Origin of the sequence: Stenotrophomonas maltophilia group sp. RNC7 (assembly GCF_030910085.1) — a bacterium.
GTDB classification, from domain to species: domain Bacteria; phylum Pseudomonadota; class Gammaproteobacteria; order Xanthomonadales; family Xanthomonadaceae; genus Stenotrophomonas; species Stenotrophomonas sepilia.
In genome coordinates this window covers 19,542-42,000 of sequence record NZ_JAVFVN010000117.1, presented here as the reverse complement: position 1 = coordinate 42,000, position 22,459 = coordinate 19,542, and the positions used below count along the sequence as shown (strand labels likewise).

Here is a 22,459-nt window from a genome sequence, read left to right as displayed (position 1 = left end):
TGCCGGCCGCTGGCCGGCAATGGCCGTACCCGCATTGTCGCGACGTTGCCGGCCAGCGGCCGGCACTACCTGTTGGCCGGGCCTTAGAGCTCGCCGTTGCGGCGTGCCTTGCGTTGGCGGTCGATGCGGAAGATGTAGCGCTGGATGGCGCTGTCGGCGCCGCGCGGCAGGCTGTCGAAGCGCATGCCCACGCGCTTGACCTCGATGCCGTTGGGCTGGCGCTGGGGCAACAGGTTGCAGACCACCAGCGCGATGTCCAGGTCGGGGCCGTCCGGCAGCGACAGCTGCGCCGGATAGCGCTTCTGCAGACCAAATACCGCGCAGTCATTGGGCACCACCACGGCCAGGCCGCCACCGCTGATGTCCACCACCCGCATCGACAGCGCTTCGGCCCGCGCTTCGCCGGGGGGCAGCAGCAGCTGCGGTGAATCAGTGACTGGCGTCTCCAGTCGGTATAGTTCGCGGCGCTGCAGGTGCACCAGTTCGTCAGGCAGCGGCGCACGGAAGGCCACGTGGCCGTCGTTGTCCACGCGCTGCAGTTCGTGCAGGCGGAAGCGCACCAGCACCCGTTCGAGCTGGGCGAAGCACAGCAGGTGATCGGCCTGCTCGGCGGCGCGGTTGGAAGCTTCCTGCGGGCTGCCATCGAGCAGCAGGTAGTCCTCGTCCTCGTCGAGGTCGAGCAGCGCAGTGGGGAACGAACGGTCGCGGCCGTCGATGTGCGCGTTGATCAATGATCGCTGGTCGATCAGCGAGCGCAGCAGCTGCCGCAGCTGGCGCGGGTTGCGGACCAGGAAGCGCTCGTCAGCGGCGTCGGCCGCGTGGACATCATGCACTGCAGTGTCGTTGCCGTCGGACATGGAATCTACGGTCAGGGGCGGGCGCCAGCACGCATTGGCGCGAGGCTCGATGGGGATATCGGCCTCTGCACCGGATTATGAAGTGAGATTTGCATCACTTTCTACGCGTAAGGGGTCAGATCCCTTTCCTGCGGGAAAGGGATCTGACCCCGTGGTTCTGTCAGAACTCCTGCCAGTCGCCGTCGGCGGCCAGTACCGGCTGCGCCGTCGAGCTGCGCAGGGGGCGCGCGGAAGCCGGCTTTGCCGAAGGCGCGGCGGCTGCGACCTGGCGGGGTACCGGTGCCGCCAACGGGCGTGCCGGAATGGCCGTCGTGCCGTGCGATGCCAGCCGGAAGCGGGCCACGGCTTCACCCAGCTGCACGGCCTGGTCCTCCATCGCACGTGCGGCAGCGGTGGCTTCCTCCACCAGTGCGGCGTTCTGCTGGGTGGTTTCGTCCATCTGCACCACGGTCTGGTTGACCTGCTCGATGCCCGCGCTCTGTTCCTGCGAGGCAGCGGAGATCTCGGCCATGATGTCGGTCACACGCTGCACCGAGGCGACGATCTCGCCCATGGTGCTGCCGGCCTGGTGGACCAGGCTGGAGCCCTCGGCGACCTTGCCGACCGAGTCGTCGATCAGGCCCTTGATTTCCTTGGCGGCAGCGGCCGAGCGCTGGGCGAGGGTGCGTACTTCGCTGGCGACCACGGCGAAGCCGCGGCCCTGTTCACCGGCACGCGCGGCTTCCACGGCGGCATTCAGTGCCAGGATATTGGTCTGGAACGCGATGCCGTCGATGACGCTGATGATCTCGGCGATCTTCTTCGACGAGGCTTCGATGGCGGACATGGTGGTGACCACCTGGCCGACGACCTCGCCACCCTGCGAGGCGACGCCATGCGCGCCGATGGCGAGCTGGTTGGCCTGGCGGGCGTGCTCGGCGTTCTGGCGCACGGTGGAGGTCAGTTCCTCCATCGAGGCCGCGGTTTCCTCGAGGTTGGCGGCCTGCTGCTCGGTGCGGCGTGACAGGTCGCTGTTGCCCGAGGCGATCTCGCCGGCGGCCAGGGTGATGCTGGAGGCGCTGGCCTGGATCTGGCCGACGATCTGGGTCAGCTGCGCGACCGTGGTGTTGGCATCGTCGCGCATGCGGGCGAACACGCCATTGAACTGGCCTTCCATGCGCGCGGTCAGGTCGCCGGTGGCGATCGACTGCAGCAGCTGCGAGAGCTGGCCGAGGTTGCCGTCAGCCACCTGCATCATGGTGTTGAGGTGCTCGATCATCAGCTTGAAGTCGTGCTGGAACCGCTGTGCGTCGCCGCGCTGGCTGAAGTCACCGGCGGCGGCCGCCGCAGCCAGGTGCTGGATCTGCGAATTGATGGCCAGCAGGCTGGCCTTGGCCGCGTCCATGGATTCGTGCAGGATCGCGCGGCTGCCGGGCAGGCGGCGTGCATCCGGGCTCAGATTGCCGATGGCGTACTGGTTGAGTACTTCAATGGCATCGACGATCGCATCGAGGTGCTCGAAGATCACCGTGTTGATGCCGTTGGCCAGCTGGCCGTAGACACCCGGGAAATCTTCCGGGATGCGATGGCTGATGTCCGGGCCAGCGTGCATCTGTGCCATCAGCTGTGTCTGCTCGCTGAAGCGTCGCAGCATCGCCGTCATCTCGGCGGTGGCAGCGAGCATCCTGCCGGCTTCATCCTTGCTGGTGGCCTGGGTGCTGACGCTGAGATCACCGCGGGCAACGGCCTGGATGGCATGCACGGCCTTGCCGAGTGGGCCGGTCACTGCACGCGAGATGACGATGGCCAGCGCGGCAGCCACCAGCGACAGCAGCACGATGCAGCCGATGATGGCAATCATGCTGGTGCGGTGGGTGGCGTTGGCGTCGGCGATCTTGCGGTCCATCTGGCCGGCGATATGGGTGCCCAGTGCCTTCATTGCAGCGAACAGGTCGCGACGCGCCGGGCGTGACTGTTCGTCGGAGATCTGCCGCGCCAGGACGCCGTCACCAGCGGTCACGGCGTCGCGCATCGCCTTGTTGGCGGCGAAGTAGCGGTCGAGCTGTGCGCTGGCTGCGCGATACAGTTCACGCTCCTTGTCCAGCGCCGGCAGCGCCGCGTACGCCGCCAGCTCGTCATGCACGGCCTTGGCGGTATCGTCCATGCGCTTGTTGTAGTCGGCCACCTTTTCCGGCTGGTCGAGCATGCTCAGCTGGGCCAGTTCGTAGGTGCGGAACTCGCCGAGCTGCGAGCGCGCCTCGCCCAGGTGCTGGACCGAGGGGATATCGTTGCCGGCCATGTCGCGCAGCTGCGCGTTGGCCTCGGACAGGCGGATCAAGGCAAAGGCACCCAGTACGACGGTCATCAGGGTGGTGAGGGTGAACCCCACGGCCAGCTTGCGGGCGATGGGCAGATCTTGGAACCACTTCATGCAGGGTGCTCCAGGTGGGCAGAGTGCCGGCGTCTGTGCGCCGGTTTGGGGGTGGTTGCAGAGCGAACGGGGGTGCCCGGTGGGGTTCGGTGACGACCGTCAAGGCGAAATAGCGGCGCCGTCCGCGCGGACTTTATGGACGCAGATCACATTCGGTTGCGTAGGGATGACAGCGCAAAAGCGTTGCAGCGACGCGGTTTCGCTTGGATGAAGTGGTTGCGCCCGCAACCATCGTGCCGACGGAGTTCACGATCTGGTTTCGGGGTGCCGTCCCGCGGCCAGATGCCGTTCCTGCGGAAAGGGATCTGACACCACTGGCAGGCGCACGCAAACAAAAACCGCCGCCCCGAAGGGCGGCGGTCCATGACCCGCATGCGGCGTGGATCAGGCGGCCTGCGGCATCCGCAGCGAGCGCACCAGTCCGCCGATGTCAACGATCAACGCGACGCGGCCGTCGCCAAGGATGGTGGCACCGGACACTCCGCCGATACGGCGGTAGTTGTTCTCGATGTTCTTCACCACCACCTGCTGCTGGCCGACCAGTTCGTCCACTTCCAGCGCGATTTTCTGGCCATCGCCTTCCACCACCACCACCAGCGATTCGCTGCCCGGTGCGCGGTTGCCGTAGCCGTAGTACTCGCTCAACGACAGGATCGGCAGGTACTCGCCGCGCACGCGCAGCACGCGGCCTTCGCCGGCCATGCTGCGGATATCCTCGGGCTGCGGCTGCAATGCCTCAAGCACGTAGGCCAGCGGCAGGATCAGGGTTTCGCCGGCCACGGCCACAGTCATGCCATCGAGGATGGCCAGGGTCAGCGGCAGGCGGATCAGCGTGCGGGTGCCGGTACCGAGGCTGCTTTCGATCTGCACCTCGCCACCCAGTGCCTGGATGTTGCGGCGGACCACGTCCATGCCGACGCCACGCCCGGACAGGTCGGTGACCGCATCGGCGGTGGAGAAGCCGGGCTGGAAGATCAGGTCCCAGACCTGCGAATCGGTCGGGTTGTCCGGCACGGCCAGGCCGCGTTCGTAGGCCTTGGCGAGGATCTTGGCGCGGTCCAGGCCACGGCCATCGTCGCTGACTTCGATGACGATATGGCCACCCTGATGCGAGGCCGCCAGCGTGATCGTGCCGGTCTCATCCTTGCCTGCACCGCGACGTACGTCGGGCATTTCCAGGCCGTGGTCGATCGAGTTGCGCACCAGGTGCACCAGCGGATCGGCGATCTTTTCGATCAGGCCCTTGTCCAGTTCGGTGCCTTCGCCGACGGTGCGCAGGCGCACCTGCTTGCCGAGGCGGCTGGACAGGTCGCGGACCAGGCGCGGGAAGCGGCGGAACACCGCGTCAACCGGCAGCATGCGCACGCCGATCACCGCTTCCTGCAGGTCGCGGGTGTTGCGTTCAAGCTGGTCCAGCCCGGCGAACAGGCTCTCGGCGTGGACCGGGTCCAGCGCATGCGAGACCTGCTTGAGCATGGCCTGGGTGATGACCAGCTCGCCGACCAGGTTGATCAGCGCATCGACCTTGTCGACGCTGACGCGGATCGAGGTTTCCGCTTCCTGGCTGGCACCACCGCTGGCGGCAGGCGCGGCAGGTGCAGACGGTGCCGCAGCGACCGGAGCGGGAGCCGCGGCGGCCGGCGCCTGGGTGGCCAGGCTCGGCGGCGCGGCGGGACGGATGTCCAGCTCGCAATCGTCCAGCACCCAGGCGAAGGTGTCTTCGATCTTGCTGCGCGGCACCTTGCCGACCAGGCCCAGATCCCACGCAAGATGGGCTTCGAGCGGATCAAGCTGGGCGAAGCCCGGCAGGCGTTCCATGCGCGCAGCGACCTGCAGCGAACCGAGGTGTTCCAGTTCGCGGATGATGCGCAATGGATCGTTGCCGCTCATGAACAGCGACGGCGCCGGGGTGAAGCCGATCTGCCAGGCTTCCGGCGTATCGTCCACCTTGGCTGCCGCGGCCGCCGGGGCGCTCGCTGCGGCCTGGCCGGAAAGAACCGCTTCCAGGCGCGCCTTCACCGCAGCGACTGCAGCCGGATCGGCAGCCTGGCCGTGTTCGGCTTCGCGCAGCAGGGCGCGCAGCACGTCCACCGAGGACAGCATGGCGTCGACGGCGTGGCCTTCCAGGGCCCGCTTGCCGGCGCGCAGCTCATCAAGCAGCGTCTCCAGCACGTGGGTCAGGCCGGCGATCGCGTCGAAGCCGAAGGTGCCGGCGCCGCCCTTGATCGAGTGGGCGGCGCGGAACACCGAATTGATGATCTCCGCGTCCTGCTGCCCCGATTCCAGGGCCAGCAGGCCAGCCTCCATCGCATCGAGGCCTTCGCGGCTCTCCTCGAAGAAGGTGGCGTGGAAGCGTTGCAGGTCCATGCTCATGGCAGTGGTGATCCGGAAGCGAAGAGGGGGAGCGGTGCCGGGCGATCAGCCCAGCACTTTCTGCACGGTGGCGACCAGCTGTTCGGGATTGAACGGCTTGACCAGCCAGCCGGTGGCACCGGCGGCCTTGCCTTCGGACTTCTTGTCGGCGGCCGATTCGGTGGTCAGCATCAGCAGCGGGGTGAACTTGTAGTCCGGCAGCTGGCGCAGTTCGCGGATCAGCGCGATGCCGTCCATGTTCGGCATGTTGACGTCGGTCACCACCGCATTGAAGCGCTGGCCCTTGGCGCGACCGAGCGCGACCGCGCCGTCTTCAGCTTCTTCGACGGCAAAACCGGCCGAGGTGAGGGCGAAGGACACCATCTGGCGCATCGACGCCGAATCGTCCACCACCAAGATACGTGCGCTCATGCAGCGTTCTCCACAGATTTCAGGTTGTCATGGGTTACGTCCAGGCCCAGGGCCTGGGTGACGCCCAGCAGGCGCGCGGCGTCACTGAAGGTTGCAGTGCAACCGTGGAAGCCGGTGCCCAGGCCTGCCTCGCGGCGGGCCTGCACGAACGCACACAGCACCTGCACGGCGGCCGTGTGGATGCGGGCGACCTGGCTGGCATCCAGGGTCAGCTCGCCAGCCTGCTCCACGAGGGGGGCGAGGCGGTTCTTGAGCTCGGTAGTGCTCTCGATGCCGAGATCCCCACCCAGTTCGACAGTGCTCATCGTTGCTCCGGACAAACGGTTCCGTGATCCATAACGGCACCCCGGTGGGGTTCTTTAGAAGAATCGACGCGGTACGTCGATGCGGTCGCTGTCTGAAAGGGGACGGAGGGGATCAAGTCGCAAGCGACCTGGCTCTACTGCAGTCCCCTCGGCAACGGTGACCGCGCAGTGGGGACGTAAGGTGTTGATCCAACGGATCAACTCCTTGCGTCCCCGACAGGCACCGCTTCGGTGCAAAGCGCCGAGCCACTTGCGACTTGATCCCCTCCGTCCCCTTTTTCCTGGTGGCTCAGCTCAACAGCCGGGTGGCGTCGAGCAGGATCATCGGGCGCTGGCTGACCCGGGCCACGCCACGGAACAGGTCGTTTGAGATCTGGCAGATGCGCGCGGTATCCGGCGGTTCGATCTGCGAATCGGTGAGGTTGGCGACATCTTCGACCGCTGACACGCGCAGGCCGATGGTCTCGCCGTCTTCTTCCAGCACCACGATGCGGGTCTGCGCGTCGTCCTCGGCGGCGGCCGCGCCGAGGTGCAGGCCCAGATCCATCACCGGTACCACCTGGCCGCGCAGGTTCATGATGCCGAGCATGGCCGCTGCAGTGCCACGCAGCGGCAGCAGGGGCACCGGCAGCACCACTTCCTGCACCTTCAGCAGTTCCAGCGCATAGGCCTGGGTGCCGCAGCGAAGGCGCAGCCAGCGCGAAGTGCGTTCGCCGGCGCGTCGGTTCTGCGGGTGCGGGCTGCGAGCCGGTTGGTGGGCCTGCGCCTGCAGCTCCTGCCAGGTGCCGGGACGGTTGCCTGCCGGGGCATCGACGCCGACGCGCGGCGGCAGAGTGGCGGTGCGCGCCGCCGGGGCCGGGGCTGCAGGTGCAACCGTCGGGGCCACCGGTGCTGCGACCACGGCGGGCGGTGGCGTGGCTACGTCTTCGCCACCGGCGGCCGCCTCGAACGCGGCCTGCAGGCCGGGGCTGTCGGTGTGGGCGAGGCGATGGCTGTCGGCCGGATCGGTTTCGTAGATCACCTCGTCCGGCAGGTCGTCCCAGGTAGGTTCCGGACCGGCGTTTGCAACGACGGCGGGTGCCGGCGCGGTTTCGTGGATGACTTCCTCAGGCAGGTCATCCCAGGTCGGCTCGCGTTCGGAAACCGCTTCTCCCGCCGGACCCGGCCCAGCGCTAGCGGAGGCGGCAGCGCTCTCGAAGGCCGCTTCCAGCACCGCGTCGTCCGGGCTTGGCGCGGCGGCGACGGATTCTGTTTCATAGATCACCTCGGCGGGCAGGTCATCCCAGGTGGGTTCGCGCGTGGGTGGTGCGGCGCTCTCGAAGGCGGCTTCCAGCGCAGCGCTGTCCCCGCTCGGCGCGGCGGCGATGGTTTCGGTTTCGTAGATCACTTCGGCCGGCAGGTCGTCCCAGGTCGGTTCGCGTTCGGCGACTGCTTCGATCGCCGGGCTTGGCCCGGCGCCAGCCGGCGACAGCTCGGCAGAGGGCGGCGCGACAATGGCCTCCCCCAGCAGTTCGTCCAGGTAATCATCGAGGATGCCGGTGCTGTTCATGCGGCCTGCTCCAGGGCGCGGGCATCCTCGCCGAGGATCCAGTTCAGCGCACGGCGGTAGGCGGCCAGGCCACGGCCCGGGTAGTCCTCGCCGGTGCTCGGCAGGGTCAGCCCGGCGGCGTTGCTGATGCGGGTATCGATCGGAATGGCGTCTTCCCACACGCGGTTGCCGTGGCGATCCTGCATGGTGCGCAGCGACTCGTTGCCGGCGCGGGTGCGGCGGTCGAACAGGGTCGGCAGGATCGAGATCGGCAGCGGGCGGCGGCGCGAGCGCTCGACCATCTCGCCGGTGCGGACCATGCCATCCAGGCCGTGCAGGGCCAGTGGCTCGGCCTGGGTGGGAATGATGAGACGGTCGGCTGCGGCCAGCGCATTGATCATCAGCAGGCCGAGGGTCGGTGCGCAGTCCAGCAGGATGTAGTCGTGCTGGCCCTGGTGGCGCGCCAGCGCGTTCTGCAGGGCCAGGCCGAGGCCGGGCTGGTTGGCGCTGCGGCGTTCCAGCGTGGCCAGCGCCGACTGTGCGCAGACGTAGTCCAGGCCATGGATGTTGCTGGCATGGCACAGGCCGGACAGGTCCGCTGGCGGTGTGCCGAACAGTTCCAGTACGCCGGCCGGCGGCGGGTCCACCGGCACGCCGAAGGCGCGGCTGAGCGAGGCATGCGGATCGAGGTCGATCAGCAGCACGCGATGGCCGAGCGCGGCCAGGCCGCGGCCGAGGGCGAGGGTGGTGGTGGTCTTGCCGACTCCGCCCTTCTGGTTGGCGACTGCCCAGATGCGCATCGGTTTACTCCTTCATTGCCGGGGGAACGGCGGCGCCGACGCGGCTGCCAGCCGGCACCGGCGGCAACTTCACCGGTGCGATGGGGGAGGTGGGGGCGCTGGCCGGAGTTGCGGCGGCCTGTTCGGTGACGGTGCTGTCGGTGGCGCCGGTGGCTGCGTTCAGGCGCTGGCCGAGCGGATCCACCGAGTGCGACGTGTCGGCCAGGATGATGACCATCACCCGGCGGTTGCGGTTGCGGCCCTGCGCGCTGTCGTTCTCTTCGCGCGGGCGGAACTGGCCATAGCCGACCATCGCCAGCCGTGACGGCTGCACGCCCTGGTCGGCGAACAGGTGCACTACGCTGGCGGCGCGCCCGGCCGACAGTTCCCAGTTCGACGGGAAAGTGGCGGTGGCGATCGGCACGTTGTCGGTGTGGCCTTCCACGCGCACGCTGTTGGGCACGTCGCGCAGCACCTCGGCCAGGCTGGCCAGGGTCTGCCGCGCATGCACGTCCAGCGCGGCCGAGCCGGTGGGGAACAGGATGTCGCTGTTGATCTCGACTTCGATCCACAGTTCGGTGCGGCGCACGCTGATCATGCCGCGGTCGATCAGCGGTGCGAGCGCGGCGGTGAGGCGGTCGGCGATGCTGTTGAGCTGTCGCTCGGCGCGCGCGATCTGCTCCTGGTTGTGCACTGACACCGGCATGCGCATCTGCGAAGCCATCGAGGGCAGCAGGGTCGGGTCGTGCGAGGGCGCCGGCGCGGACGGGCCGATCTTGGTGCCGGACTTGATCACCGAGGGGCTGTCCCAGCCGCCGCCCTGCACCTGCTTGTTGCCCACCTGCACCGGGTTGATGGTGCGCGGTGCGCCACCGAAGGCATCGGTCAGCGCGTCGGCCATGATCCGGTACTTGCCCTCGTTCACCGAGGAGATCGCATACATGACCACGAAGAAGGCGAGCAGCAGCGTCATCAGGTCGGCATAGGGGATCGCCCATGCTTCGTGGTTGGCGTGCTCTTCGTGGTGCTTGCGGCGGGCCATGTCAGTGCAGGAAGCCGGAGAGGTTGGTTTCGATGTTGCGCGGGTTCTCGCCCTGAGCGATCGAGATCAGGCCTTCGATGACCATCTCGCGGTCGCGCGTGTTGTGCGAGATCACACTCTTGAGCTTGGCGGCGATCGGCAGGAACAGCAGGTTGGCCGAAGCGATGCCGTAGATGGTGGCGGTGAACGCGGCGGCGATGCCGTGGCCGAGCTTGCTCGGGTCGGCCAGGTTCTTCATCACTGCGATCAGGCCCAGCACGGCACCGATGATGCCCAGCGTCGGTGCATAGATGCCCATTGCTTCGAACACCTTCGCGCCGGCCTGGTCCTGGTGCTCCTGGCTGCCCAGTTCGATTTCCAGCATGTGCCGCATCGATTCGGGCTCGACGCCGTCCACCAGCAGCTGCAGGCCCTTGCGCAGGAACGGGTCCTGCTGTGCTTCCACCTGCGATTCCAGGCCCAGCAGGCCCTGGCGGCGGGCGATGTTGCTCCACTCGACGATCTGCTGGATCAGCTCGCGGCGGTCGCTGTGCGGTGGACGCACGACCCAGCGCACGATGCTGAACGCATGCTTGAACACCGCCGGCGAGGTGTGCAGCAGGATCGCAGCGACGGTGCCGACGATGACGATCACGAACGCCGCAGGCGACCACAGCGACGCCAGGCCGGCGCCCTTGAGGATGCTGCCGCCGACCAGCGAGGCCAGGGCGAGAAAGAGTCCAATGAGGCTGAGTCTATCCATGGATCCGGTATCGGCTTGTATGAATGGGACTTGAGACACCGGTACGGGCTACTGGTGCGACTTCACGGTTTTTCGGGTTCAGCAAGTGGGTCAGTCGTGCGGGCTGCGCAGGCCGTCCACATCCAGGATCAGCGCCATGCGACCATCGCCGATCAGGGTTGCACCGGCGTAACCGCGCAGGCCGCGCAGGGCTTTCGGCAGTGGCTTGATGACCACTTCCTCGCGCCCGCGCACCTGGTCCACGACCAGGCCGAAGCGCGCTTCGCCGGCCTGCAGCACCACGATCGTCAGCAGGGTCGAGGCGGCCGGCGTCACATCCAGCCACTGGCGCAGATCGACCAGCGGCAGCGTATGCGAACGACGGTCGAGCACGGCGCGGCCATCGAACCAGCCCAGCGAGGTGCGCGGCGCGTGCAGCACTTCCATCACGCGCGCCAGCGGCAGTGCATAGACGTCCTCGCCGGCCTGCACCAGCAGGGTCGGCAGGATCGCCAGGGTGAGCGGCACGCGGATCAGGAAGCGGCTGCCACGGCCCAGCTCGGACTGGATCTGGATCTGGCCACTCAGTTCGCGGATGCGCGACTGCACCACGTCCATGCCAACGCCGCGGCCGGAGATATCCGTGACCTGCTGCTTGGTCGAGAAGCCGGGCAGGAACACCAGGTGCAGGCACTCCTCGCTGCTCAGCCGCGCGGCAGCTTCCGGATCGATCAGGCCCTTCTCACGCGCCTTCGCGCGCAGCTTCTCCGGATCGATGCCGGCACCGTCGTCCTGCACTTCAATGCTGACGTAGTCGCCCTCCTGCTGGGCCGACAGGCGTACATGGCCCATCCGCGGCTTGCCCTGTGCTTCGCGCAGATCGGGCATTTCCACGCCATGGTCGATGGCGTTGCGGACCAGGTGCACCAGCGGGTCGGCCAGCGCTTCGACCAGGTTGCGGTCGAGCTCGGTCTCGGCGCCGATCAGCTCCAGGTCCACTTCCTTCTTCAGCGAGCGGGCAACGTCTCGGGCGACCTTGGGGAAGCGCGAGAAGACCTTGCCCACCGGCTGCATGCGGGTACGCATCACCGCCGACTGCAGGCGCGCGGTGGCGATGTCCAGGGTCGACACGGCGCGGTCCAGTTCCTCGTCGCGCAGGCGCGCACGCAGGGTCTTGAGCCGGTTGCGTGACAGCACCAGTTCGCCGATCAGATTGACGATCGCGTCCAGGCGCTTGGTGTCCACGCGCACGGTATGTTCGGCTTCGGCCAGCGGCTTGGCGGCCGGCTTGGTCGCCGCTGCCGGTGCGGGTGCGGCCGGTGCGGCCAGTGGGCGTGATGCCGCAATCGGTGCGGGCGCTGCGGCAGCGATGGGCTTGGCGCCGGGTGCGGCGCCACCGTGCAGCTGGTCGAGCAGGGCTTCGAACTCGTCTTCGCTGATCAGGCCGTCGTCAGCCTTCTTTGCCGGCGCGACCGCGGTCGGCGCGTTAGCACCGTGCAGCTGGTCGAGCAGGGCCTCGAATTCGTCGTCGGTGATCAGGTCGCCGCTACCGGCCGCCGCTACGGCGGTCGGGGCGGCCGGCGCGGCGGCGCTTCCGTGCATGTCGAACTGGGCGATCAGCTCCGGCGGCGCATAGCCCGGCTCGGTGCCGGAGGAAACTGCATCCAGCATCGCTTGCAGGTAGTCCAGCGATTGCTGGGCGGCATCGAAGTGATGGGCCTGCAGCACGGCCTGGCCCGCGCGCGCGATGCCCAGCGCTTCTTCGGCGGCGTGGCACAGCTCGACCATGGCGGTGACGCCGAGGAAGCCGGCGCCGCCCTTGAGCGTGTGGTAGCCCCGGAACACCGCGTTGAGCTGCTCGGTGTCCTGTGGTGCCTGCTCCAGCGACACCAGCTGTTCGCCCAGGCGATCCAGGATTTCCTGCGCCTCGATGATGAAATCGGCAGTGATGTCGTCGGATACCGCGCTCATGCTTACAGCCCCAGGTCCGACAGCAGGTCGTCGGCGTCGTTCTGCGAGACCGCGTGGCGGTCCAGTCCCTTCAGTGCCGGCCCGGCCAGCTCCGGATCGGTGCGATGCTGTTCCGGCGGCAGGCCGAGCGCGCCGAAGCCCTCGTGCACGCGGCGGACGATGCCGACCACGCGACGGATGATCTGCCCGGTCAGGTCCTGGTAGCTCTGGGTCAGGGCGATCTCGGTGAGGTTGTGGCGGATGCGCTCGAGCTGCGCATCCTGGCCCGGCTGCAGGCCTTCGGCGCGCAGCTGTTCGGTCAGGCTGCGGCATTCCTCGGCCAGGTCCAGGGTGCGGTGCGTCGCCTGTTCGGTCATCGCCACCACGTGGTCCAGACGTGCGCAGGCATCGTCCAGTTCGCCGGCCTCGCTGGGCACGGTCGGCAGTTCACCCAGGGCCTGCCCGAGCTCGCGGGCCAGCCGCGAGAGGCCGCTCATCATCGGCTGCGTGCGCAGCGCGACCAGTCCGTCGATGCGTTGCCGCCAGGCGGTTTCGTCACCGGACTCCAGTGCGTCCAGTGCTTCCTGCAGGCGCAGGGCGAGGGCATTCTTGTCGACCGTGGTGTCCATCAGGCGCTGGCCGCCAGGCGTTCGAAGATCTTGCCGAGCTTCTCTTCCAGCGTCTGCGCGGTGAACGGCTTGATGATGTAGCCGTTCACGCCGTTCTGGGCCGCTTCGATGATCTGCTCGCGCTTGGCTTCGGCGGTGACCATCAGCACCGGCAGGGTCTTCAGCTTGGCGTCGGCACGGATCGCCTTGAGCAGCTCGATGCCGGTCATGACCGGCATGTTCCAGTCGGTGACCACGAAATCGAACGGCTGGCTCTGCAGCAGCGACAGCGCGGCATGCCCGTCCTCGGCTTCGGCGGTGTTGGTGAAGCCCAGATCGCCCAGCAGGTTCTTGACGATGCGACGCATGGTCGAGAAGTCGTCCACGATCAGGATGCGCATGTTCTTGTTCAAAGCAGAGTTCCTTTGTTGTTCATTCCGGGCGGCCGGGGGCAGCTGCCTCGGGGATGTTCATTCTTCGAGGCCGGCGTCGACGGCCTCGAATACCTTCAGCCGGCCGCGCAGGCGCAGCACGGCCTGGCCGTGGATCTGGCAGACCCGCGACTCGCTCACGCCGAGCACCGCGCCGATCTCCTTCAGATTGAGTTCCTGCTCGTAGTAGAGCGAGAGCACCAGCTGTTCGCGCTCGGGCAGATGGCCGATGGCCTTGCCCAGCTCGCGGCCGAACTCGCTGCGCTCCAGCACCTGCTGCGGGGTCGGGCCACCCTGGGCGACCGTGTCCAGCTCGCCCTGGTCCTCGATGCGCGACTCCAGGCTCAGCACCTGGCCACGCGCGGCGTCTTCCATCAGGCGCAGGTACTCGGGCAGTGGCATCTCCATCGCGGCGGCCACTTCGGTGGCGCTGGCGGCGCGGCCGCTGCTCTGTTCCAGGCGGCGGATGGTGGCCGCAGCATCGCGTGCACGGCGGTGCACCGAGCGCGGCACCCAGTCGCCACGGCGGATCTCGTCGATCATCGAGCCACGGATACGGATCGAGGCATAGGTCTCGAACGAGGCGCCCTGGTCGGCGTCGTAGCTGCGCGAAGCCTCGATCAGGCCCATCATGCCCGCCTGGATCAGGTCGTCGACTTCGACGCTGGCCGGCAGGCGCGCGGCCAGATGGTGGGCGATGCGCCGCACCAGGTCCGAGTGCTGGGCGATGACGTCGTTGGCCGCCGAGCGCTGGACTTCCCTGTACTGGGCCGCGCCTTTCATGCCGCCACCCCGCGCTGCTTGAGGATGCGTTCGAGGAAGAACTCGACGCCGCCGCGTGGTTCGGTGGGCGCCTGCCAGCGGGCTGTGCGGCGCGCGATCTCGGTGATGGCCAGTGCGGACGGGCTGGACGGGTAGGCCTTCACCACCGGCTGCTGGCGCTGCACCGACAGGCGCAGCCAGTCATCCTGCGGCACGCAGCCCAGGTAGTTCAGCGAGACATCGGCGAGGAACTTCTCGCAGACGCGGGTCAGCTTCTCGTACAGTACGCGGCCCTCGTTGGGGTCGCGCACCATGTTGGCCACCACCTGGACGCGGTCCACGCCACGTTCGCGCGAGAGCACCTTGATCAGCGCGTAGGCGTCGGTGATTGAAGCCGGCTCGTCACAGACCACGACCACGGTGTCCTGCGCGGCCTGGCAGAAGGTCAGCACGCCGTCGGTGATGCCGGCGGCGGTGTCCACCACCATGATGTCCAGCTCGCGTTCCAGCTCGGAGAACACGTTGACCAGGCCGACGTGCTCGGCCGGGGCCAGCTCGGCCATGTGCCGGCGGCCGGACGCGGCCGGGACCACCAGCACGCCGTTCGGGCCTTCGACGATGACGTCGTCCAGCGAGCAGCGGCCGGCAACCAGGTCGGCCAGCGTATAGGTGGGGTTCAAGCCCAGGATCACGTCGATGTTGGCCAGGCCGAGGTCGGCGTCCAGCAGCAGCGTGCGCTTGCCCATGCCGGCCAGCGCCACGGCCAGGTTGGCCGACACGTTGGTCTTGCCCACGCCGCCCTTGCCGCCGGTCACGGCGATGGTGCGCACAGGGCCGAGCGGCTCGCTGCGGGTGGCCGACAGCGGGAAGGTCTTGGTCAGCTTGGCGTACTCACGCGACGGCATGGTTCAACTCCGGGTTGCAGGGCATATCGGCCGCTCGGCGCAAATCTTCAAGGCGAAGTACGAGATTGGCCGCACTGGCCCGGTGCAGGTCGTCCGGAACGTCCTGGCCGTCGGTCACCCAGGTGATCGGCAGGGCGTGGTCCACGGCCACCGACAGGGCGTTGCCGAAGCGGCCGGTTTCGTCCAGCTTGCTCAGCACCAGGCCCTGCAGGTTGGCGGCACCGAAGCGGCGGACCACCTCGTCCATGTCGCCGAAGCTGGTGTTGGCCGGCAGCACCAGCAGGGTGCGCACCTGGCGCGCGGCGCGCAGCCACTGCAGCTGGGCGGCCAGCGCGCGGTCGCGCGGGCCCAGCCCGGCGGTGTCGATCAGTACCAGCTTGTAGTCCTTCAGGCGTTCCAGCAGCTGGTCCAGGTCGGTGCCGCTGTTGGCCTCGTGGACGGCTATGCCGAGCTGCCGGCCGTAGCCATACAGCTGCTCGCGGGCGCCGATGCGGGTGGTGTCGGTGGTGACCAGAGCGACGTCACGCGGTGCGTGCTTCTCGGCGAACCGCGAGGCCAGCTTGGCGATGGTGGTGGTCTTGCCGGCGCCGGTCGGGCCCACCAGCGCGATCACGCCGCCTTCCTCCAGCGGGTCGACCGGGGCAATCGGCAGCTTGCGCGAGATCAGCCCCAGCATCAGGCCGCGGCCTCGGTGCGCCTCGGTCTCCAGCGGAATCTGCATGGCGACGTCGCGGGCCAGGCCAGCATCGAAGCCGTACTCGTCCATCAGGTCCAGCGCGGTGGCGCGCACCGGGCAGCCGCGCAGGCGCTCGTCGGTGAAGCGGTTCATTTCGCGCTCGATCACCTGGCGCATGCCGGCCACTTCCTGGCGCAGCTGGCGGATCTCGGCGTCGTCCTGGGCGACCACGGTCAGCACCGGGGCTGGGGCGAGCGTCGGCGTCGGCGCGGCTTCGACGGTGGCATCGGCCAACGCCGGTTCGCTGACGGCGACCTCCGGCTGCGTTTCAGACAGGGCTGCGGTCGGCAGCGGCGGCGGCTGCACCGCCGGCGCCACGCTTTCGTGATGTGCCTGGTGCGGCGGATCGATCTGGAAACGGGCGCGGTTGGCCGGCGCGACGACGGCCGGTGCCGGCGCCGGAGCAACGATGGCCTCGGCGAACGGGGCGAAGATCTGGTCCGGCAGTGCCGGTTCATTGACGGCGGCGCGTGCCAGCGTGGCGGCAAAGCCGGTGCTGCCGCGGGTCGGCACGATCTCGTCGGCGCTGTCGAGGGTGCGGCCGGTAGCGCCCACTGCTGCACGGGCGAGGGCGGCCACCGCCGAGGTGGTGGCGGCAACCGGTTCCGGTGCCGGGGTGCTGCTGCGGCGGCGGGTGACGGCGGCGATCACCGCGTCGGCGGCGGTGCGCGGCTTGGGTGCCGGCGGCGGTGCAACGTCACGGCGCGAGGCTTCCAGTGCACGCTGTACCGCGCTCTCGTCGTAGTTGGCGGCGGCGACGATCTCGATGCCTTCCTCGATCCGGCGGTTGGACAGGATCACGGCGTCAGGACCATGCTCCTTGCGCACCAGGTTCATGGCCGAGCGCATGTCGGCGGCGACGAATCGTTTGATTTTCATGCTGTGGTCACGAGGCGAAGACGGCGGGGTGGCGGTCGGGGAACTCGGGTGGTCGGTGGTCTGCACGGTGCGGGTTCCCCTTGGTGTCTGTCTGTTGCGTTGGTTCGAAAGTGGTGTCTGTTTTCTGGCGCATCGGCGGGCGGCGTCAGCTGATCGTTCCGACCAGCTTCAGGCGCTTGTCCTCCGGCACCTCGCTGTAGGCCAGGACCGACAGCGAAGGAACGCTGTGGCGGACCAGGCGGGCCAGCGCGGCGCGCACCGGGCCAGGTACCAGCACGACCGCGGGCTCGTTGCGGGCTTCCTGCTTGCTGACACATTCGGCCAGGCTCTGGTGCAGTCGCTCAGCGAGTCCGGGTTCCAGTGCGGCGCCGTTGCCCTGCGTGGACTCCTGCAAGACACGTTCCAATTGCGGGTTGAGGGTGAACACCGGCAGCTCCGCCGACATTCCGGCGATCTCCTGCACGATGAAGCGGCCCAGTGCGGTGCGCACCGCGGCGGTCAGCACGGCCGGGTCCTGGCTGCTGGGCGCATGTTCGACCAGTGCCTCGGCGATCTTGCGCAGCTGGCGGATCGGAATGCGCTCGACCAGCAGGTTCTGCAGCACGCGCACCACCGCCGACAGCGGCAGCGCCTTCGGCGTCAGATCTTCGACGAGCTTGGGTGCGCTCTTGGCCAGGTTGGCCAGCAGGTGCTGCACTTCCTCATGGCCGAGCAGCTCGGGTGCGTGTTCGCGGATCAGGTGCGACAGATGGGTGGCGACCACGGTGGCCGGGTCGACCACCGTGTAGCCCAGCGTTTCGGCCTGGGCACGCTGGTGCGGTTGGATCCAGGTGGCATCCAGGCCGAACGCAGGGTCCTTGCCGGCGATGCCCTCCAGCGCGCCGAGGGCGCTGCCCGGGTCCAGGGCCAGCTCGCGGTCGGGGTGGATCTCGGCGGTGGCCACCGGCACGCCATGCACCAGCACGCGGTAGCCGTTGGCCGGCAGTTCCAGGTTGTCGCGGATGTGCACCGACGGGATCAGGAAGCCGACATCCTGGGTCAGCTTGCGGCGCACACCCTTGATGCGCGCCATCAGTTCGCCGCCCTGGTTGCTGTCCACCAGCGGGATCAGCCGGTAGCCGACCTCAAGGCCCAGTGGATCGACCGGGCGCAGCTCGTCCCAGCTCAGTTCGGCGGTCGGTGCCGCGGCGGCCGGGCGGCCGAGTGCATTGAGCGCGGCGGCATCGGTGCCACTGCCTGTAGCATCGGCAGCCGGTGCCTTGGTCTTGCGATACAGCTTCCAGGCGATGAAGCCAAGGATCGAGGCCAGCGTCAGGAAAGCGACGTTGGGCATGCCCGGCACCAGGCCGACCAGGCCGATGATGCCGGCGGTGATCGCCAGCGCGCGGTACTGGCCGAACACCTGTCCGGTCATGGCCTGGGCCATGTCCTGCGAGCGCGAGGCGCGGGTGACCAGCATCGCCACCGCACTGGAGACCAGCAGCGCCGGCAGCTGCGCCACCAGGCCGTCACCGATCGACAACAGGGTGTAGGTGGCAGCGGCTTCACCGAAGGGCATGCCATGCTGCAGCACACCCACGGCCAGGCCGCCGAGCATGTTGATGAACAGGATCAGGATGCCGGCGATGGCGTCGCCGCGGATGAACTTGCTGGCACCGTCCATCGCACCGTAGAAGTCGGCTTCCTCACGCACTTCCTCGCGGCGCAGCTTGGCTTCCTCGCGCGTCAGCAAACCGGCGTTGAGGTCGGCGTCGATCGCCATCTGCTTGCCGGGCATCGCGTCCAGGATGAAGCGCGCGGTCACTTCCGAGACGCGGCCGGCGCCCTTGGTGATGACCACGAAATTGATGATGGTCAGGATCGCGAACACCACGATGCCGACCGCATAGTTGCCGCCGATCACGAATTCACCGAAGGCGGCGATGACCTTGCCTGCGGCATCGTGGCCGTTCTGGCCATTGAGCAGGATCACGCGGGTGGAGGCCACGTTCAGCGCCAGCCGCAGCATGGTCGTGATCAACAGCACGATCGGGAAGATGGTGAAATCCAGCGGGCGCTTCACGTAGACCACCGCCAGCAGCACCATCAGCGAGATGGCGATGTTGAAGGTGAACAGCGCATCGAGCACCGGTGCGGCCAGCGGCACCACGACCATGGCCAGAAGGGCCAGCACGATCAGTGGCGCGCCAAGGCCCTGGCGGATCATTTCCAGGGCGCGTCGAGTGTTGAATCCGGTGGCGGGCTGGGCGCTCACGGGCGGCCTCCCTTGCCGAATTCATCCACCTGGATGTGCGGGGCGTCCGGCATCGGGCCAGTGCGCCAGGCGCGCAGCTGGTAGACGTAGGACAGGACCTGGGCGACGGCCGAATACAGTCTCACGGGGATTTCCTTTCCGAGTTGGCCTTCCCGATACAAGGCGCGTGCCAAAGGCGGGGCAGAGACGATCGCGACCTTGTTGCCGTCGGCCACTTCACGGATGCGCAGGGCGGTCTCGTCCACGCCCAGCGCGACCACGGTGGGGGCGTTCATGGCGCCGCCCTCGTACTTCAGGGCCACCGCGTAGTGGGTGGGGTTGACCACCACCACGTCCGCCGTGGGCACCGCTTCCATCATCCGGCGGTTGGCCATCTGCTGCTGCAGCTGGCGGATACGGCCCTTCACCTCGGGGCTGCCCTCGCTTTCCTTCATTTCCCGGCGCAGCTCTTCACGGGTCATCTTCAGCTTGCGCATCCAGTTCCAGCGCTGGTACGGCGCATCGATGGCGGCCAGCACCAGCATCGCGCCGGCGGTGGCCAGCAGCAGGCGCAGGGTGAAGCCGAGGCCGTCGGTGATGGCGGTCTCCAGCGGGTGGTGGATCAGGCCGCGCAGGGTGTCGAAGCCGGACCACACCACCAGCCCGGCGGCGACGCCGACGAAGGCCACGCGCAGCAGCGATTTGGTGAACTCGGCGATGGCTTCCGGGCCATACAGGCGCTTGAGCCCGCTCATCGGGTTCATGCGGTTGATGTCGGGCAGCAACGCCTTCTGCGACCAGCGCAGGCCGCCCATCACCAGCGGGGCGACGAAGCTGGCCAGCAGGCAGACCAGCACCAGCGGCGCGATCACCAGCATGAACTGCAGCAGCAAGTCGCCGAAGTGGCCGAACAGTTCCTTCGGGTTCTGCCGCAGGCTCTGCTCGGGGCTGAGCGCCTGCTTCATCCAGGCGCTGGCGCCGCGTCCGATCGAGCCGCTCATGGCCATCACCGCCAGCACGCCGGCGCCGAACACGGCGGCGGTGCCCAGTTCGCGCGAGCGCGGCAGGTTGCCCTGTTCACGGGCGTCGCGCAGGCGTTTTTCGGTGGGTTGTTCGGTCTTTTCGCCGGCGGATTCGTTCTCGGACATCACGGGCACTGCGGCAGGGGTTGCCGGAGGGCGTGCAAGAACTGTTCCACGCATGGTGTGGATCTACCGACGACCCTCCTGTAGAGCCGAGCCCATGCTCGGCTGCGGTTGGCTCCAAGCGCGAAGCGCAGCCGAGCGTGGGCTCGGCTCTACAGGAGGGTGCCGCAGGAATCGTTCCGTGATGGCGGGTGGTCGCGCTGCCCGGCGTTATCCGGGCGGGTGTTGTTGCGGTGGGCTCTGCGCCAGTTCCACCCGCGGCCGCGGCAGGTCGTGCAGCTGCATGAAGCGCGCCGCGTCGACCGGGCGGCCCAGCAGGTAGCCCTGCAGGTAGTCGCAGCCCAGCCGCTCCAGGTAGGCACGCTGCGCCGCAGTCTCCACGCCCTCGGCGACGATGTCCATGTCCAGGGCGTGGCCCAGCGCTACGATCGCCGAGACGATCACCACGTCTTCGGCGCTGTGTTCCAGGTCGCGCACGAAGGCGTGGTCGATCTTGATCTCCGTGGCGGGCAGCCGCTTCAGGTACAGCAGGCTGGAATAGCCGGTTCCGAAATCATCGATGGAGATGCCCACGCCCAGCGCCGACAGCGCCTGCAGCAGGCGAAGGCTGGTATCGGTATCGCGCATGACCGTGCTTTCGGTGATCTCCAGCACCAGGTGGCGCGGGGCAATGCCATGGCGTTCGATCACTTCACGCACATCCTGCAGCAGGTGTGGCGAACTGAACTGCACCGGCGACAGGTTCACCGACATCGACCAGCCTTCATGCCCGGCGTCGCGCCAGCGGCGCAGCTGCTGGCAGGCCTGGTCCAGTGCCCAGCGACCGATCTCGTTGATCGCGCCGCTGCGTTCGGCCAGGCGGATGAAGCGGTCCGGTGGGATCAGTCCGTGCTCCGGGTGTTTCCAGCGGATCAGCGCTTCGGCACCGGCCACCTTCTGGGTGGCCACGCGGATTTTCGGCTGATAGTGCAGGAACAGCTGCTCGCTGCCGATCGCACGGCGCAGGTCGGCCAGCAGCCGGAACTGCTGCTCGGCACTGTCGTTCATCCAGTCGGCGAACAGCACGAAGGCGTTGCGTCCGGATTCCTTGGCCTGGTACATCGCCGCGTCGGCGAAGGCCATCAACTGGCGCTCGCTGGCAGCGTGGTCGGGGCAGATCGCCACGCCGATGCTGGCGGTCACTTGAAGTTCGTTGTCCGGCAGCAACGGGCCGCTGCCCACCGCCTGCAGGATGCGCCGGGCGAGGGTGGGCAGGTCCTCGTCGTGCTCGATGCGCACCACCAGCACGAATTCGTCGCCGCCCAGACGGGCGAGCATATCGTTGGGCCGGAGCAGCTGGCGGGTACGCTCGGCCACCGCCACCAGCAGTGCGTCGCCGGCCTGATGGCCGTAGGCATCATTGACCTGCTTGAATCCGTCCAGGTCCATGAACATCACCGCGAAACGGCTGCCGCCCTGTTCGGCTTCGGCCAGCGCCTGCACGATGCGCCGCTGCAGCAGCAGGCGGTTCGGCAGGCGGGTCAGCGGATCGTGCAGTGCGGCCTGGGTCAATTCCTGCTGGGCATCGGTCAACGAGGTGCTCAGCATCGAGTTGCGAAGCCGCAGCAGCTGCGCCTCCACACGCTGGTCCAGCCACGAGACCACCAGCACCACCGCCAGGATCGCAACCGTCAACACCACCACCAGCATCGCCAGCCACTCGCTCTGCAGGCCATCACCGACCGCGGCGCCGCAAATGCTGCCTTCCGGGAAACGCGCGGCGGCCATGCCGGTGTAGTGCATGCCGACGATGGCCAGGCCGAGCAGGCCGGCGGCCGCCAACCGGTCACCGACGCGGGTGCGCTGCGCGCGCAGGCGGAACGCCACGTACAGCGCGGTCCACGAAGCGGCCACCGCCACCACCAGGGAGAGCAGCAGCCAGCCCGGGTCGTAGTCGATCCCGGGCTGCATGCGCATCGCTGCCATGCCGACGTAGTGCATGCCGGCAATGCCGGTGCCCATCAGCAGGGCACCACCGGCCAATCGAGGATGGGGCAGGGTACGCAGTGAGACCAGCCACAGTGCGAACACCGACGAGGCGATCGCCAGGGCCAGCGAGAGCAGGGTGATGGGCAGGTCGTAGCCCAGTGCAATGGGCAGATCGAAGGCCAGCATGCCGATGAAGTGCATCGACCAGACACCCAGGCCCATGGCGAATCCGCCCCCCAGGCGCCACCACCAGGCGGCTGCCCTGCCCGGGGCGGTGACCGTGCGTCCTGCCATGGCCAGCGCCGTGTACGACGCCATCACGGCAACCAACAGCGAGATCGCCACCAGCCACGGGTTGTACGTGCCTACCAGCATTCGTCAGTCTCCCGGACCTGCCTGTCGACGGAAACCACGGT

The 22,459-nt window shown here is 68.1% G+C and carries 17 protein-coding genes and 1 pseudogene; all 18 read right to left on the bottom strand.

All coding sequences use genetic code 11. The annotated features are described in order from the left end of the window. Nucleotides 1-83 precede the first annotated feature (83 nt). The gene (locus RCF13_RS01465) at nt 84-857 is read right to left on the bottom strand and encodes a flagellar brake protein (RefSeq protein ID WP_061480762.1); all 774 of its coding nucleotides are present in this window, start codon (nt 855-857) and stop codon (nt 84-86) included. A gap of 160 nt (nt 858-1,017) precedes the next feature. Then, a complete protein-coding gene (locus tag RCF13_RS01460) occupies nt 1,018-3,267 on the bottom strand; it encodes a methyl-accepting chemotaxis protein (protein WP_231352705.1) in 2,250 nt (749 codons plus the stop codon). A gap of 384 nt (nt 3,268-3,651) precedes the next feature. Then, a complete protein-coding gene (locus tag RCF13_RS01455) occupies nt 3,652-5,640 on the bottom strand; it encodes a chemotaxis protein CheA (RefSeq protein ID WP_061478731.1) in 1,989 nt (662 codons plus the stop codon). A 45-nt stretch (nt 5,641-5,685) separates the two neighbouring features. Beyond that, nucleotides 5,686-6,051 (bottom strand): response regulator, encoded by a 366-nt coding sequence (locus tag RCF13_RS01450; RefSeq protein ID WP_005409521.1) that lies wholly within the window; start codon nt 6,049-6,051, stop codon nt 5,686-5,688. Next, nucleotides 6,048-6,356 (bottom strand): STAS domain-containing protein, encoded by a 309-nt coding sequence (locus tag RCF13_RS01445; RefSeq protein WP_061478730.1) that lies wholly within the window; start codon nt 6,354-6,356, stop codon nt 6,048-6,050. Before RCF13_RS01445 ends, RCF13_RS01450 begins: the two co-directional genes overlap by 4 nt. A 289-nt stretch (nt 6,357-6,645) precedes the next feature. Then, nucleotides 6,646-7,905, bottom strand: a complete 1,260-nt coding sequence (locus tag RCF13_RS01440; protein WP_231352706.1) for a chemotaxis protein CheW — start codon at nt 7,903-7,905, stop codon at nt 6,646-6,648. Next, nucleotides 7,902-8,684 carry a ParA family protein gene (locus tag RCF13_RS01435; RefSeq protein WP_061478728.1) on the bottom strand — a complete coding sequence of 261 codons (783 nt, stop codon included), beginning with the start codon at nt 8,682-8,684 and terminating at the stop codon, nt 7,902-7,904. Before RCF13_RS01435 ends, RCF13_RS01440 begins: the two co-directional genes overlap by 4 nt. 175 nt (nt 8,685-8,859) lie before the next feature. Then, nucleotides 8,860-9,705: pseudogene (gene motD / locus RCF13_RS01430) on the bottom strand (flagellar motor protein MotD); the annotation flags it as partial. 1 nt (nt 9,706) lies between these two features. Next, complete coding sequence (locus RCF13_RS01425; protein WP_049413360.1) at nt 9,707-10,447, bottom strand: flagellar motor protein; 741 nt, start codon at nt 10,445-10,447, stop codon at nt 9,707-9,709. 90 nt (nt 10,448-10,537) lie between these two features. Further along, nucleotides 10,538-12,397: a chemotaxis protein CheA gene (locus RCF13_RS01420; protein WP_231352707.1), complete on the bottom strand. Its 1,860-nt coding sequence runs from the start codon at nt 12,395-12,397 to the stop codon at nt 10,538-10,540. Between the two features lie 2 nt (nt 12,398-12,399). After that, on the bottom strand, nt 12,400-13,005 hold the full coding sequence (locus RCF13_RS01415; RefSeq protein WP_032129220.1) for a protein phosphatase CheZ: 606 nt from the start codon (nt 13,003-13,005) through the stop codon (nt 12,400-12,402). Continuing rightward, entirely contained in the window at nt 13,005-13,397 is a 393-nt protein-coding gene (gene cheY / locus RCF13_RS01410; protein WP_005413247.1) for a chemotaxis response regulator CheY, read from the bottom strand. The genes RCF13_RS01415 and cheY overlap by 1 nt, the downstream gene beginning before the upstream one ends. A 57-nt stretch (nt 13,398-13,454) precedes the next feature. Further along, nucleotides 13,455-14,198, bottom strand: a complete 744-nt coding sequence (locus tag RCF13_RS01405) for an RNA polymerase sigma factor FliA (protein WP_053498623.1) — start codon at nt 14,196-14,198, stop codon at nt 13,455-13,457. Beyond that, nucleotides 14,195-15,082: a P-loop NTPase gene (locus RCF13_RS01400; protein ID WP_072166952.1), complete on the bottom strand. Its 888-nt coding sequence runs from the start codon at nt 15,080-15,082 to the stop codon at nt 14,195-14,197. The genes RCF13_RS01405 and RCF13_RS01400 overlap by 4 nt, the downstream gene beginning before the upstream one ends. Next, the gene (gene flhF, locus RCF13_RS01395) at nt 15,069-16,697 is read right to left on the bottom strand and encodes a flagellar biosynthesis protein FlhF (protein ID WP_138951071.1); all 1,629 of its coding nucleotides are present in this window, start codon (nt 16,695-16,697) and stop codon (nt 15,069-15,071) included. Before flhF ends, RCF13_RS01400 begins: the two co-directional genes overlap by 14 nt. Before the next feature lie 145 nt (nt 16,698-16,842). After that, nucleotides 16,843-18,903 (bottom strand): flagellar biosynthesis protein FlhA, encoded by a 2,061-nt coding sequence (gene flhA / locus RCF13_RS01390; RefSeq protein WP_181357911.1) that lies wholly within the window; start codon nt 18,901-18,903, stop codon nt 16,843-16,845. A 44-nt stretch (nt 18,904-18,947) separates the two neighbouring features. Beyond that, complete coding sequence (gene flhB / locus RCF13_RS01385) at nt 18,948-20,078, bottom strand: flagellar biosynthesis protein FlhB (protein ID WP_061478721.1); 1,131 nt, start codon at nt 20,076-20,078, stop codon at nt 18,948-18,950. 207 nt (nt 20,079-20,285) lie between these two features. Then, nucleotides 20,286-22,418 carry an EAL domain-containing protein gene (locus RCF13_RS01380; protein WP_308140751.1) on the bottom strand — a complete coding sequence of 711 codons (2,133 nt, stop codon included), beginning with the start codon at nt 22,416-22,418 and terminating at the stop codon, nt 20,286-20,288. Nucleotides 22,419-22,459: the final 41 nt, after the last annotated feature.

Coding starts and splice junctions, on each gene's coding strand:
- RCF13_RS01405 (WP_053498623.1), bottom strand. CDS start 14,198: ATGAAAGGCGCGGCCCAGTACAGGGAAGTCCAGCGCTCGGCGGCCAAC.
- RCF13_RS01460 (WP_231352705.1), bottom strand. CDS start 3,267: ATGAAGTGGTTCCAAGATCTGCCCATCGCCCGCAAGCTGGCCGTGGGG.
- flhF (WP_138951071.1), bottom strand. CDS start 16,697: ATGAAAATCAAACGATTCGTCGCCGCCGACATGCGCTCGGCCATGAAC.
- RCF13_RS01455 (WP_061478731.1), bottom strand. CDS start 5,640: ATGAGCATGGACCTGCAACGCTTCCACGCCACCTTCTTCGAGGAGAGC.
- RCF13_RS01415 (WP_032129220.1), bottom strand. CDS start 13,005: ATGGACACCACGGTCGACAAGAATGCCCTCGCCCTGCGCCTGCAGGAA.
- flhB (WP_061478721.1), bottom strand. CDS start 20,078: ATGTCCGAGAACGAATCCGCCGGCGAAAAGACCGAACAACCCACCGAA.
- RCF13_RS01440 (WP_231352706.1), bottom strand. CDS start 7,905: ATGAACAGCACCGGCATCCTCGATGATTACCTGGACGAACTGCTGGGG.
- RCF13_RS01400 (WP_072166952.1), bottom strand. CDS start 15,082: ATGCCGTCGCGTGAGTACGCCAAGCTGACCAAGACCTTCCCGCTGTCG.
- RCF13_RS01450 (WP_005409521.1), bottom strand. CDS start 6,051: ATGAGCGCACGTATCTTGGTGGTGGACGATTCGGCGTCGATGCGCCAG.
- RCF13_RS01435 (WP_061478728.1), bottom strand. CDS start 8,684: ATGCGCATCTGGGCAGTCGCCAACCAGAAGGGCGGAGTCGGCAAGACC.
- RCF13_RS01380 (WP_308140751.1), bottom strand. CDS start 22,418: ATGCTGGTAGGCACGTACAACCCGTGGCTGGTGGCGATCTCGCTGTTG.
- flhA (WP_181357911.1), bottom strand. CDS start 18,903: ATGATCCGCCAGGGCCTTGGCGCGCCACTGATCGTGCTGGCCCTTCTG.
- RCF13_RS01425 (WP_049413360.1), bottom strand. CDS start 10,447: ATGGATAGACTCAGCCTCATTGGACTCTTTCTCGCCCTGGCCTCGCTG.
- RCF13_RS01420 (WP_231352707.1), bottom strand. CDS start 12,397: ATGAGCGCGGTATCCGACGACATCACTGCCGATTTCATCATCGAGGCG.
- RCF13_RS01465 (WP_061480762.1), bottom strand. CDS start 857: ATGTCCGACGGCAACGACACTGCAGTGCATGATGTCCACGCGGCCGAC.
- RCF13_RS01445 (WP_061478730.1), bottom strand. CDS start 6,356: ATGAGCACTGTCGAACTGGGTGGGGATCTCGGCATCGAGAGCACTACC.